Source organism: Enterobacter sp. R-1.6.2 (assembly GCF_035064085.1).
Taxonomy (GTDB): domain Bacteria; phylum Pseudomonadota; class Gammaproteobacteria; order Enterobacterales; family Enterobacteriaceae; genus Enterobacter; species Enterobacter asburiae_B.
The window spans coordinates 137321-150405 of the sequence record NZ_JASEYI010000012.1 but is presented as its reverse complement, the minus strand read 5'-3'; the positions used below and the strand labels follow the sequence as shown (position 1 = coordinate 150405).

Annotated in this window: 9 protein-coding genes; 2 read left to right on the top strand and 7 right to left on the bottom strand. The window is 58.8% G+C overall.

Annotated elements, in window-relative coordinates; genetic code table 11:
* Positions 1 to 4: 4 nt before the first annotated feature.
* Positions 5 to 2323, top strand: a complete 2319-nt coding sequence (yicI, locus tag QMN93_RS14745; RefSeq protein WP_182382835.1) for an alpha-xylosidase — start codon at positions 5 to 7, stop codon at positions 2321 to 2323.
* 60 nt (positions 2324 to 2383) lie between these two features.
* On the opposite strand, the gene QMN93_RS14740 is transcribed toward yicI, so the two are convergent.
* Positions 2384 to 4087: an AsmA family protein gene (locus QMN93_RS14740; RefSeq protein ID WP_193138761.1), complete on the bottom strand. Its 1704-nt coding sequence runs from the start codon at positions 4085 to 4087 to the stop codon at positions 2384 to 2386.
* Positions 4088 to 4206: 119 nt separating this feature from the next.
* Positions 4207 to 5598 (bottom strand): xanthine/proton symporter XanP, encoded by a 1392-nt coding sequence (xanP, locus tag QMN93_RS14735; RefSeq protein ID WP_193138762.1) that lies wholly within the window; start codon positions 5596 to 5598, stop codon positions 4207 to 4209.
* Between the two features lie 225 nt (positions 5599 to 5823).
* Here xanP and gltS point away from each other — a divergent pair, with 225 nt between their 5' ends.
* A complete protein-coding gene (gltS, locus tag QMN93_RS14730) occupies positions 5824 to 7026 on the top strand; it encodes a sodium/glutamate symporter (RefSeq protein ID WP_033147054.1) in 1203 nt (400 codons plus the stop codon).
* 2 nt (positions 7027 to 7028) lie between these two features.
* Here gltS and recG read toward each other — a convergent pair whose 3' ends face one another.
* From recG to gmk, 5 genes are read right to left on the bottom strand one after another with little or no spacing between them, the layout of a single operon-like run.
* Positions 7029 to 9110: an ATP-dependent DNA helicase RecG gene (recG, locus tag QMN93_RS14725; protein WP_193138763.1), complete on the bottom strand. Its 2082-nt coding sequence runs from the start codon at positions 9108 to 9110 to the stop codon at positions 7029 to 7031.
* 3 nt (positions 9111 to 9113) lie between these two features.
* On the bottom strand, positions 9114 to 9803 hold the full coding sequence (gene trmH, locus QMN93_RS14720; protein WP_193138764.1) for a tRNA (guanosine(18)-2'-O)-methyltransferase TrmH: 690 nt from the start codon (positions 9801 to 9803) through the stop codon (positions 9114 to 9116).
* A 4-nt stretch (positions 9804 to 9807) separates the two neighbouring features.
* Positions 9808 to 11922 carry a bifunctional GTP diphosphokinase/guanosine-3',5'-bis pyrophosphate 3'-pyrophosphohydrolase gene (gene spoT / locus QMN93_RS14715; RefSeq protein WP_023309883.1) on the bottom strand — a complete coding sequence of 705 codons (2115 nt, stop codon included), beginning with the start codon at positions 11920 to 11922 and terminating at the stop codon, positions 9808 to 9810.
* 19 nt (positions 11923 to 11941) lie between these two features.
* Complete coding sequence (rpoZ, locus tag QMN93_RS14710) at positions 11942 to 12217, bottom strand: DNA-directed RNA polymerase subunit omega (RefSeq protein WP_000135058.1); 276 nt, start codon at positions 12215 to 12217, stop codon at positions 11942 to 11944.
* Positions 12218 to 12271: 54 nt separating this feature from the next.
* Positions 12272 to 12895, bottom strand: a complete 624-nt coding sequence (gene gmk, locus QMN93_RS14705) for a guanylate kinase (protein WP_010426438.1) — start codon at positions 12893 to 12895, stop codon at positions 12272 to 12274.
* Positions 12896 to 13085 lie beyond the last annotated feature (190 nt).

Below are 13085 nucleotides of genomic sequence, written 5' to 3'. Positions count from 1 at the left end.
GAGCATGAAAATCAGTGATGGAAACTGGCTTATTCAACCGGGCCTGAACGTGACGTATCCGGTTCAGGTGTTCGACGTGGAGCAGCAGGGCAACGACCTTGTGGTGTATGTGGCGCCGCGCGACGTGCGCGAACGCACCTGGCAGCTCGACACGTTGATGTTCACGGTGCGCCTGTTTTCCCCGCAGGAAGGGATTGTCGGGGTGCGCATCGAGCATTTCCAGGGCGCGCTGAATAACGGCCCGCACTATCCGCTGAACGTTCTGAAAGACGTGAAGGTAGAGATTGAAAACAACGCCGACTTTGCCGAGCTGAAAAGCGGCAGCGTCAGCGTGCGCGTCACCAAAGGCGAGTTCTGGGCGCTGGATTTCCTTCGCAACGGCCAGCGCATTACCGGCAGCCAGCTGAAAAACAACGGCTACGTGCAGGATACCAACGCCGACCGCAATTACATTTTCGAACGTCTGGATCTGGGCGTGGGGGAAACGGTCTACGGTCTGGGCGAGCGCTTTACCGCGCTGGTGCGCAACGGCCAGACGGTCGAAACCTGGAACCGCGACGGCGGCACCAGTACCGAGCAGTCCTACAAAAACATCCCGTTCTACCTGACCAACCGCGGCTACGGCGTGCTGGTGAATCATCCCGAGAACGTCTCGTTTGAAGTCGGCTCCGAGAAAGTCTCCAAAGTGCAGTTCAGCGTGGAAGGGGAATATCTCGAATACTTCGTGATCGACGGCCCGACGCCGAAAGAGGTGCTGAACCGCTATACGCGGTTTACCGGGCGTCCGGCGCTGCCGCCTGCGTGGTCGTTCGGCCTGTGGCTGACCACCTCGTTCACCACCAACTACGACGAAGCCACGGTAAACAGCTTTATCGACGGCATGGCCGAGCGCGACCTGCCGCTGCACATCTTCCACTTCGACTGCTTCTGGATGAAGGCCTTCCAGTGGTGCGACTTCGAGTGGGACCCGGTGACCTTCCCGGATCCGGAAGGGATGATCCGACGCCTGAAGGAGAAAGGGCTGAAGGTCTGCGTGTGGATTAACCCGTACATCGGCCAGAAATCCCCGATTTTCCGGGAGCTGAAAGAGAAGGGCTACCTGCTCAGGCGCCCGGACGGCTCCCTGTGGCAGTGGGACAAATGGCAGCCGGGGCTGGCGATTTATGACTTCACCAACCCGGACGCGTGCCGGTGGTATGCCGACAGGCTGAAAGGCCTGGTGGAGATCGGCGTCGACTGCTTCAAGACCGACTTCGGCGAGCGTATCCCGACGGATGTGCAGTGGTTCGACGGGTCCGATCCGCAGAAGATGCACAACCACTACGCCTATATCTATAACGAGCTGGTGTGGAACGTGCTGAAAGAGACGGTGGGGGAGGAAGAGGCGGTGCTGTTTGCCCGCTCGGCGTCCGTTGGGGCGCAGCAGTTTCCGGTGCACTGGGGCGGTGACTGCTACGCCAACTATGAATCTATGGCCGAAAGCCTGCGCGGCGGGCTGTCGATTGGCCTGTCCGGCTTCGGGTTCTGGAGCCACGATATCGGCGGGTTCGAAAACACCGCTCCGGCGCACGTCTACAAGCGCTGGTGCGCGTTCGGGCTGTTCTCCAGCCACAGCCGCCTGCACGGCAGCAAATCCTACCGCGTGCCGTGGGCGTACGATGACGAGTCCTGCGACGTGGTGCGCTACTTCACCCAGCTGAAGTGCCAGCTGATGCCGTATCTTTATCGCCAGGCGGCGCTGGCCCGCGAGTTCGGCACGCCGATGCTGCGGGCGATGATGCTGGAGTTCCCGGACGATCCGGCATGCGATTACCTCGACCGCCAGTACATGCTGGGGGATGCGGTGATGGTCGCGCCGGTGTTCTCCGAGGCGGGCGACGTGCAGTTCTACCTGCCGGAAGGACGCTGGACGCATCTGTGGCATAACGACGAAATTCAGGGCAGCCGCTGGCATAAGCAGCAGCACGATTTCATGAGCCTGCCGGTCTACGTGCGCGACAACACCCTGCTGGCGCTGGGCAACAATAACCAGAAGCCGGACTACGCGTGGAACGCGGGGACGGCCTTCCAGCTGTTTAACCTGGGCGACGGCGCAACGGCGGTGAGCGAAGTACCTGCGGCGGACGGCTCCGTGGCGTTTACGCTGAAGGCGTCACGTCGGGGCGACATCGTGACCTTTACCGGCGCGGGAGACGCACAAAACTGGTCGGTGTGCTTGCGCAACGTACAGAAGGTGAGCGGCGTAAAAGGTGGTTCACACGCAGGTAGCGAATGGGGTGTGGTGGTGAAAGCGGAGGGGAATGAGGTGGTGGTTCACCTTTGATTCCCCTCACCCTAACCCTCTCCCCAAAGGGGCGAGGGAATGGTTTACTCCCTCTCCCTTTCAGGGAGAGGGCTGGGGTGAGGGTGGTGTTGAAACCACACCGCCCGTCATCGTCTGCTGCACCTGCTGTTTATCCATATTCACCGCGTTCAGCTTGCCGTTCACCGTTGGCTTCAACGGTGCGCTGGCCTGCACGCTGCCGCTGGCGGTGAGCTGAATATTGCCGTCGCCCGTAATCGGCAGCGCAGGCCAGCCCCACTGCTGCAGCACGCTGAGCGGCACGCCGCGCCCGTTCAGGCTCACCGTGGTCTGCCGCTGCGGCAGCTGAGAAACCGTCGCCGTGGCTTCCAGAATGCCTTTCTCGGTAAAGGCGCTCAGGTCGGTAATGTTCACCGTGGCGGCGTTCGCATTCAGCGCCAGCGACGGACGGCGCACGTCCACGCGGTTAAAGGTCGCCGCCGCGCCGTTCAGGGTTGCGCTACCGCCCCAGATACCCCACTGGCGATCTTTCACCAGCTGCAGGTTTGCGCCGTAGCCGTCCAGAGAGGTGATCTGCCACGGGAAGGCGGGATCGATGTCGATCACCAGGTTGCGGCTCAGGCCGAATTTTTGCAGCGTGACGCTGTTCAGCCATTCCGGCAGAGGCTCCATCCACAGCGTTTTCCAGTTCTGCGGCAGGGTGTACTCCAGCCCGGCGATGGCAACATCGTCCAGCACCAGCGCTTTACCGTCGCGCAGCCAGTTACCGGACGTGCGCACCATGCCGCCTTCCCAGCGAGAGGTGAACTGACGCAGCGCCATGCCCTGCGGGGAAAACTCCGCATTCAGGATCGGGTCGAAAAGATGCAGCGAGCCGTAGATAAACTCGCTGGCGTTCATGGACAGGCGGCCTTCCTGGCTCTGCCAGTCGCCTTTGCTGAGAGTCAGGTTGCGCAGGCTTAAATCGAGATCGGTCACCGCCCAGTCCGGGCCCTGAAGCCGGGCATCGGTTACGTCCAGACGACCAATCTGCAGAGAAGGGATGGAGGCCAGCGGCGCGAAGAACGCCATCAGCGTTTTATCGCTCTGCAGGCGGATCTCATTCAGGCGCATCGTGTCGATAATCCAGCTCCCGTCGGCGTTGCGCAGGGCGGAGCCGGTAAGTGAGCCACGGGCCATGTCGGCACCAATCGTTTTCAGCACCACCTCCCTGCCGTTAAGCTGCCCCTCGATCAGCACGTTGGTCGCCGGTACGCCGTTCAGGGTCAGCGAGCCCGCGCTCATCTGGATCTGCGCGTTGTTCCCCAGCACGTTGCCCGCTTCCGGCTGCCACGGGCTGACGCCGCCCGTGACCTTCTGCGCGCTGAGATCCCATTCGGTATTCGGGCTGTTAAAGGCCATGTTGTTCAGCTGCAGGCGATCCGCCTGGAAAGGCAGCGGTGCCGTCTGGGGCGAGAGATTCAGCGTGCCGTCGAACAGGGTGATGGTGTCCATATGCAGCGGATCGGTTATCTGGCGGCTGCTCAGGCCGATATCGACTTTTTTGGCTACCAGCGTGGCGGGTTTACCGTCCCGACCGAAGGTGACGTTTTCCAGAATGATGTGGGAAGGCGACGAAAAGCGGTGATTCATCTTGTCGAAACTGAGTTCGTAGTCGGTATTCACCGTCACCCAGCTGCTGACCTGAGACGCGCCCCAGCGGGTCTGGAGCAGAATGTAGAACGCCAGCAGCACAATGAGCAGGGCTACCAGAAGATAGATGAGGAGCTTTCCAATAAATTTCATGGTCTTCCATCCCGCAAAACGCACATAAGGGAGTTATGCACGATTTATGCGCAATCCTCAAGGCGGGAATGGTGTAATTAGATGTCACGGCAGGCATTGGCTGCCTGCCGTGAAGAGGATCAGTTCTTTTCAGGCGGGAAAACGAGGTTCAGAACGATAGCGGTGATACCGCCCGCGGCAATGCCGGAAGAGAGCAGGTTTTTCACCCAGTCAGGCGCAAACTGCAGGATCAGCGGCTGCTGGGAAACACCCAGACCGACGGCCAGCGACAGCGCGATAATCATGATCGCGCGGCGGTTCAGCGGCTCGCGGGAGACGATACGCACGCCGGAGGCCGCGATGGTCCCGAACATTACCAGCGTTGCGCCGCCCAGCACCGGCTCAGGAATGTGCTGCACAAAGCCGCTTACCGCCGGGAACAGGCCGAGGACGATCAGCATCAGCGCCACCACAAAACCGACGTAGCGGCTGGCAACCCCGGTCAGCTGGATCACGCCGTTGTTCTGGCCGAAGCAGGAGTTCGGGAAGGTGTTGAATACCGCAGAGACAAACGAGTTCAGGCCGTTCGCCAGCACGCCGCCTTTCAGACGCTTCATGTACAGCGGGCCGGACACCGGCTGCTCGGAGACGTCGGAGGTGGCGGTGATATCACCGATGGTCTCAAGAGAGGTGATCATAAAGACCAGCATCAGCGGCAGGAGCAGGCCCCAGTCAATGCCCAGTCCGTAGTACAGCGGCGTAGGAACGACGATCAGCGCGCTGTTGGTCGGCGCGGTGTTCTCCGGCAGCATGCCCAGCGCCCACGCCAGCAGGTAGCCCGCCGCCATGGCGATCACCAGCGAGGCGACGCGCAGGTAAGGATTTCGCTGGCGGTTAAGCAGAATAATGATCGCCAGCACGACCCCCGCCAGCAGCAGGTTTTTCGGCGCGCCGAAGGTGTGGTCGCTCATTGCGGCATAGCCGCCGCCGATGGAGGTCAGGCCCACCTGAATCAGCGACAGCCCGATAATCATCACCACCACGCCGGAAACCAGCGGGGTGATGACGCGGCGAGCCAGATGCAGAACGCGGGAGATGACCATCTCCGTACAGCTGGCCAGCATCAGGGTGCCGAACAGCGCCGCCATCATGGTTGGGACATCCGCACCGCCGGTTTTTAGCGCCGTACCGCCCATGATCAGCGGTGCCACGAAGTTAAAGCTGGTGCCCTGAATCGACAATAATCCCGACCCCACCGGCCCCCACGCTTTAATTTGAATAATCGAGGCCACGCCGGAGGCGAAGAGAGACATGCTGATAATGTGCTGCGTGTCCTGCGCCGGTAAACCGAGCGCCTGGCAAATCAGCAGCGCCGGGGTGATCACCGCAACAAACATCGCCAGAAGATGCTGGCAGGCGGCGAAAAGCGTTTGCGGCAGCGGCGGGCGATCCTCAAGGCGGTAAATCAGTTCGCTATTTTCCTTCTGCGCAATCGGTTGCGCATCAGGCGACTCTATGGTGTTAACGGACATCGGCGGCAATCCCACGGTGGAAAAGCGGGCATTTTATCTGACCACCTGGTAAAAGCAAACGATTGCCAGCAAAAAAAGGGAAGAAAATCTGCCGCTGTGAGCAGGTTTTCTACAACGCGTGGGGAAAAAAAATTACACTTTTTGCGCCGGGGGCTCATGAAGAGCGCAAACCGGCCCAGGATAACGCCGCGTGTGTATGGAACACGCGCATAACAGGAGCCTTTTATGATTCATCTCGATACGTTGTCGACCCTTGTTGCCGCAACGCTGGTTCTTCTGCTTGGTCGCAAGCTGGTACATAGCGTTTCCCTTCTGAAGAAATACACCATTCCTGAACCTGTCGCCGGTGGCCTGCTGGTGGCGCTGGCCCTGCTGTTACTGAAAAAAAGCATGGGCTGGGAAATCGATTTTGATATGTCCCTGAAAGACCCGCTGATGCTGGCCTTCTTTGCCACTATCGGCCTGAATGCCAACCTGGCGAGCCTGCGCTCGGGCGGTAAGGTGCTCGGCGTATTCCTGATTGTGGTGGTGGGGCTGCTGCTGATGCAAAACGCCATTGGCATCGGCATGGCAACGCTGCTGGGGCTGGATCCGCTGATGGGTCTGCTGGCGGGGTCGATTACACTTTCGGGCGGTCACGGAACCGGGGCCGCGTGGAGCAAGCTGTTCATCGAGCGCTACGGGTTTGAAAACGCGACGGAAGTGGCGATGGCCTGTGCGACCTTTGGCCTGGTGCTGGGTGGCCTGATTGGCGGCCCGGTGGCGCGGTATCTGGTTAAGCACTCCACCACGCCGAACGGCAGGCCGGACGATGAGCTGGTGCCGACCGCCTTCGAAAAGCCGGACGTTGGCCGCAGCATCACCTCGCTGGTGCTGATTGAAACTATCGCGACGATCGCCATCTGCCTGACCGTGGGCAAAGTGGTTGCGCAATGGCTGGCGGGTTCCGCGTTTGAACTGCCGACGTTTGTCTGCGTGCTGTTTATCGGGGTGATCCTGAGCAACGGTCTGGCGCTGATGGGCTTCTACCGCGTGTTTGAACGGGCGGTATCGGTGCTCGGCAACGTCTGCCTGTCGCTGTTCCTGGCGATGGCGCTGATGAGCCTCAAGCTGTGGGAGCTGGCCTCGCTGGCGCTGCCGATGGTGGCGATTCTGGCGGTACAGGCGCTGTTTATGGCGCTGTACGCCATGTTCGTGACCTGGCGTATGATGGGCAAAAACTACGATGCGGCGGTGCTGGCGGCGGGTCACTGCGGGTTTGGTTTGGGGGCCACTCCAACGGCTATCGCCAACATGCAGGCGATCACCGAACGGTTCGGGCCATCGCACATGGCGTTTCTGGTGGTCCCGATGGTCGGGGCGTTCTTTATTGATATCGTGAACGCGCTGGTGATCAAGCTGTACCTGATGCTGCCGATGTTTGCCTGAGATCAGGCGTTGGAATACCGCTCGGTTTCCGGCATCCAGCGCTCAATTAACGCTGCCGCCTGTTCGGGGTAGCGTTCATGAATATGGCGGGCGAGGCGCTGAACCTCGGGGATCATGGCCTGATCGCGCAGTAAATCGGCTACTTTGAATTCCGCATTACCCGTCTGACGCGTGCCCAGCAGTTCGCCCGGGCCGCGGATCTCCAGGTCTTTTTGTGCAATCACAAAACCGTCGTTGCTGTCGCGCAGCACCTGCAGACGCATCTGGGCGGTTTTGGAAAGAGGCGCTTTGTAGAGCAGTACGCAGTGGGACGCAACCGCGCCGCGGCCGACGCGCCCGCGCAGCTGGTGGAGCTGGGCAAGGCCGAGACGCTCCGGGTTTTCGATGATCATCAGGCTGGAATTGGGGACGTCCACGCCGACTTCGATCACCGTGGTGGCGATCAGCAGATGTAAATCACCCTGTTTGAACGACTGCATCACCGCCTGTTTTTCGGCGGGCTTCATGCGTCCGTGAACCAGACCCACGTTCAGCTCGGGCAGCGCCAGCTTAAGCTCTTCCCACGTTGCTTCGGCAGCCTGTGCTTCCAGCAGTTCAGACTCTTCAATCAGCGTACAGACCCAGTAGGCCTGACGCCCTTCCTGGGTGCAGGCGTTGCGCACGCGGTCGATGATATCGCTGCGGCGCGTGTCGGGAATGGCGACCGTGGTGACCGGCGTACGGCCCGGCGGCAGTTCGTCAATGGTGGAGGTATCCAGATCGGCGTACGCGGTCATCGCCAGGGTGCGCGGGATCGGCGTGGCGGTCATGATCAGCTGATGCGGGTGGAAGCCCTGCTGCAGCCCTTTCTCCCAGAGCGCCAGACGCTGATGCACGCCGAAGCGGTGCTGCTCGTCGATAATCACCAGCGCAAGACCGTTAAACTGCACCTGCTCCTGGAAGATGGCGTGCGTGCCGACAATCATCTGCACCTGCCCGCTGGCAATAGCCTCCTGTTGCGCAAGGCGCGCTTTGCCTTTTTGCTTCCCGGCAAGCCAGCCCACTTCAATTCCGAGTGGCGCAAACCAGGCGCGGAAATTGTTGGCGTGCTGTTCAGCCAGCAACTCGGTCGGCGCCATTAGCGCCACCTGTTTACCGTTAGCAATCGCGCGCAGGGCCGCCAGGGCGGCAACCAGCGTTTTACCGGAGCCCACGTCGCCCTGCACCAGACGCATCATCGGCACGTCGAGCGCCATATCGCGTTCAATCTCGGCGGTGACGCGCGCCTGCGCGCCGGTGGGTTTAAACGGCAGCGAGGCCAGCAGCTTATCTTTGAGCGCATCGTTCTGGCTTAACGGCTGAGCGTGGAAACGCTGCGCGCCCGCGCGAAGCGCCAGCATGCTCAGGTTATGTGCCAGTAATTCCTCAAGGATAAGACGCTGTTGTGCGGGGTGTTTGCCGCTTTCTAAATCGCTGAGCTGCAGCGTTGGCGGCGGTCGATGCAGGGTTCGCAGCGCCTCGGGTAGGCTCATCATGCCCCGCGCCAGCTCTGGCGGCAGCAGCTCGGTAATGGCGCAGGTATCCAGCAGCTCCAGCGCCTGATCGGTGAGCTTGCGCAGCGTCGCCTGCTTGATGCCTTCGGTCGTCGGGTAAACCGGAGTGAGCGTCTCCTGCATTTCCGGCGTGCTGAGATCGCCCTGCACGCGGTACTCCGGGTGGATCATCTCTGCGCCGTATTTCCCGCGTTTGGCTTCGCCATAGGCCAGCACCCTGCGGCCCGTCGCCAGGCTGTTTTTCATCGCCGCGCTGAAGTTGAAAAAACGCATGGTGAGAATGCCGGTGCCGTCGCTGATCTGGCAGGTCATCATTCGGCGTCCGCCGAAGGTGATGTTGCAGTTCAGGACTTCGCCTTCAACGGTGGCGTAAATGGCGGGAAGAAGATCGCCAATCTTGTAGAGCTGGGTGCGGTCTTCGTAACGCAGGGGGAGGTGAAGCAGGAGATCCTGAACGGTGTGCAGGCCAATTTTTGCCAGCTTATTACTTTGCGCCGCGCCCACGCCCGTCAGGCTGTTAAGCGGGATAGCATCCAGCAGGCGGCCTTTCATCGCTTACCCGGCGTACTGCATGGTGGCCCACCACTCGGCATCGGCTACAATTTCGCCCTGCGCGTTGACGTGGGGGTAAGGCAATTTTTTCTGCTTCGCAACGCGAGCCAGCACCGGATAACCACCTTCAAACAGCAGGCGCTGCTGCTCATCTTCCGGCAGCATGCTGTTGCTGCGCTCGTACATCCCGGCGTTCTGACGCTGGCGCTGCGCTTCATACAGAATGAGCGCGGACGCCACGGAGACGTTCAAAGACTGCACCATGCCGATCATCGGAATGATGATGTCACGATCCGCCAGATCCAGCGCTTCCCGGGAGATCCCGGTTTTCTCCTGACCCATCAAAATGCAGGTCGGGCGGGTGTAGTCGATCTCGCGGAAATCTACGGCTTTAGCGGACAGGTTAGTGGCGAGGATCTGCATCCCGCGCCCTTTCAGGTGCGATACGGCTTCGCCAATGGTGTGATGATTTTTGACAGACACCCAGCTGTTGCTGCCTGCCGCCGCCGAGACCGTATTGCGCATACGGCCGTCCGGCCAGACGGCGTGCACTTCATGCACACCGACGGCATCTGCGGTACGGACGATAGCAGAGACGTTATGAGGTTTATGCACCTGCTCCATGCAGACCGTCAGGTCAGGCTGACGCCTGGCGAGCATTTCGCAGATACGTGCATAACGTTGTGAATTCATAAACCTAGTTTCGGTTTCGGGTGACTTTAATCACGTCCGGCATGACGCGGATCTTGCGCATAATATTCGCCAGATGCACGCGGTCGCGGGCGGTCAGACGAATAAAGGCGCTATACACGCGGCCATCTTTTTCTTCCGTATTCAGGCTCTGAATGTTGGAAGAAGCCGTGTTGATCGCTGCCGTCAGGTTCGCCAGGGCACCCTGATGGTTGAACATATCCACCTTAATTTCGGTGATAAATTCCTGCGCGGTCTCTTTATCCCACTCGACCGCCATAAACTTCTCGGCTTCTTTCTGGTAGCCGCGAATGTTACGACAGGACTCGTGGTGGATAACCAGCCCTTTACCCGGGCTGACATGCGCAATAATCGGGTCGCCAGGAATTGGACGACAGCATTTTGCGAAGGTGATCAGCACCCCGTCTGCGCCTTTAATCGGCAGGTGTCCGTGGCTTTGCGTGGTTGCAGGCACCGCTGTCGTGTCGCCTTGCTGCAGATTCTTCGCCACCACCACGCTCATGGCGTTGCCGAGGCCAATCTCTGCCAGCAGGTCGTCAAGCGACGCAAGCTTCATGCGCTCCAGCTCACGCTGGACGTTCTCCTGCGGAATTTCAGCCAGCTTACGGCTACCGCCCAACGCGTGGTTGAGCAGACGACGCCCCAGGCTGACGGAATCATCGCGCTTGAGGTTTTTCAGCAGCTGGCGAATTTTGGCGCGTGCTTTGGAGCTCACGACAAAGTTCAGCCAGGCCGCGTTCGGACGTGCGCCCGGCGCGGTAATAATTTCTACCGTCTGGCCGCTGGATAGCGGTTGAGACAGCGGATAAGGCTGTCTGTCGACACGCGCGCCGACGCAGGCATGCCCGATATCGGTATGCACGGCGTAAGCGAAGTCGACCGGCGTTGCGCCCGCAGGCAGTTCGACAATGCGCCCTTCTGGGGTGAAAACGTAAATCTCATCCGGGAAGAGATCGGATTTAACGCTCTCGATAAATTCAAACGAGCTACCCGCACTCTGCTGAAGCTCCAGCAGGCTCTGCATCCAGCGCTGGGCGCGGATTTGTGCAGTCGTGCTGCTTTCGCCACCGTGCTCTTTATACGCCCAGTGTGCGGCAACACCCATTTCTGCCATCTGGTCCATGTCTTCGGTGCGAATTTGCACCTCAACAGGTACGCCATGTGGCCCGATCATCGAGGTGTGCAAAGATTGATAGCCGTTCGCTTTTGGAATGGCGATGTAATCTTTCATGCGGCCCGGACGCGGTTTGTAGAGGCTGTGCATCTGCCCCAGCACGCGATAGCAGGTGTCCGAGTCGTGGACAATTACGCGGAAGGCGTAGATATCCATGATCGAGTGAAAACGCTGCTCTTTGAGCACCATTTTGCAGTAGATGGAGTACAAATGTTTTTCGCGACCGCTGACGCGGCACGGAATTCCCGCTTCCTGTAAGCGCCCTTCAATTTCCGAGAGGATTTTTTGAATCATCTCTTTACGGTTACCGCGTGCGGCTTTCACCACCTCTTTAATCACGCGATAGCGGTTCGGGTACAACGCTTCAAAACCCAGCTCTTCCAGCTCGGTTTTAATGTGATGAATACCTAAACGGTGCGCCAGCGGACTGTAGATTTCGAGGGTTTCACGGGCAATGCGGCGACGTTTATCCGGGCGAAGTGAGCCCAGCGTGCGCATGTTGTGGGTACGGTCAGCGAGTTTGATGAGAATGACGCGGATATCCTGCACCATCGCCATAATCATCTTGCGGAAGTTTTCGGCTTGCGCCTCTTTCTTGTCGCGGAAATTCAGCTTATCAAGCTTAGAGACCCCTTCCACCAGTTCGGCAACACTTTTGCCAAACAGCTGTTCCATGTCCTGATAAGTGGCAGGGGTATCTTCGATCACGTCATGCAGCAGAGCGGCCATCAGCGTTTCGTAGTCGAGTTTCATCTCGGCCAGAATACAGGCCACCGCTACCGGGTGCGTGATATAGGGTTCACCGCTTGAACGTGTCTGGCCCTCGTGAGCGTCACGTGCAACGAGATACGCCTGCTGAAGACGCTTAATCTGGTCTTCAGGCAGGTAGGTTTGAATCAGTTGATTCAGGCTTTCAAACAGATACAAGGGCGACCCGCAGGTTTAATTAACGACGACCTTCAGCAATAGCGGTTACGGCCTGCAGTTCTGCGGCTTCCTGCTCTTGCTGCTCCTGGCGCTCACGCACGTCGAGGATCTGGTTGTTGATCAGACCTTCTTCGATTTCGCGAAGTGCAATAACGGTGGTTTTATCGTTTTCTTCCGGTACCAGCGGATCTTTACCGCCTACCTGCATCTGACGAGCGCGACGCGCGGCGACCAGCACCAGGTCAAAACGGTTACCAATTTTCTCTACAGCGTCCTGAACAGTTACGCGTGCCATACTTAAAATGCTCCACAGGTGAAGAAATGACTGGGCATGATACTGAAAGTGGGTTCAGTCTGCCAACAGTTTGGTGATTAATGCGTCATGTCGCTGCTTCTGGCGGCTCATACGCAGACGTTCTGCACGAAGAATGGTTTTGAGATCGCTCAGTGCGGCATCAAAATCATCATTCACAATAAGGTAATCATATTCCGCGTAATGGCTCATTTCTGCAACAGCCTGTTCCATACGCTTTGCGATGACTTCTTCGCTGTCCTGACCGCGGCCACGCAGGCGGCGATCCAGCTCATCTTTCGATGGCGGTAAAATAAAGATACTGCGCGAGTCAGGCATTTTCTTGCGAATTTGCTGTGCGCCCTGCCAGTCGATATCCAGGAACACATTTACGCCCGTGGCCAGAACCTGCTCAATGGTTTCACGCGAGGTACCGTAGTAATTACCGAATACTTCAGCGTGTTCAAGAAACGCGTCTCTGCCGATCATCGCTCTGAATTCGTCGTGATCCACAAAGAAATAGTGTTCACCGTGCACTTCACCCGGACGCGGCGCTCGCGTGGTGTGAGAAACAGAAACCTGTGTGTCGTACAACGGTTGGGTTTTTAACAGTGCCTGAATAAGGCTGGATTTACCCGCGCCACTAGGGGCAGAAACAATATAAAGCGTGCCTTGAGCCATGAGAGTCTTTTGTATGTGTTAACGAAGAAGTCCTACATACGGGCTTATTATACACGTCACCGCCGTGTGACGTAGCCTTTGTCACACTTTTTCCCCTGGATTATTGAATTTTGCGTGCCGTTTTCAGGTTTTATCTGTGGTTTTCAGCAACCAAAAGAAACACCGGATAGCGTCTCGCATTGTGAAATGC

Bases quoted from the DNA above. Each gene is read 5' to 3' on its own strand.
- yicI (WP_182382835.1), top strand. From the start codon at position 5: ATGAAAATCAGTGATGGAAACTGGCTTATTCAACCGGGCCTGAACGTG.
- QMN93_RS14740 (WP_193138761.1), bottom strand. From the start codon at position 4,087: ATGAAATTTATTGGAAAGCTCCTCATCTATCTTCTGGTAGCCCTGCTC.
- xanP (WP_193138762.1), bottom strand. From the start codon at position 5,598: ATGTCCGTTAACACCATAGAGTCGCCTGATGCGCAACCGATTGCGCAG.
- gltS (WP_033147054.1), top strand. From the start codon at position 5,824: ATGATTCATCTCGATACGTTGTCGACCCTTGTTGCCGCAACGCTGGTT.
- recG (WP_193138763.1), bottom strand. From the start codon at position 9,110: ATGAAAGGCCGCCTGCTGGATGCTATCCCGCTTAACAGCCTGACGGGC.
- trmH (WP_193138764.1), bottom strand. From the start codon at position 9,803: ATGAATTCACAACGTTATGCACGTATCTGCGAAATGCTCGCCAGGCGT.
- rpoZ (WP_000135058.1), bottom strand. From the start codon at position 12,217: ATGGCACGCGTAACTGTTCAGGACGCTGTAGAGAAAATTGGTAACCGT.
- gmk (WP_010426438.1), bottom strand. From the start codon at position 12,895: ATGGCTCAAGGCACGCTTTATATTGTTTCTGCCCCTAGTGGCGCGGGT.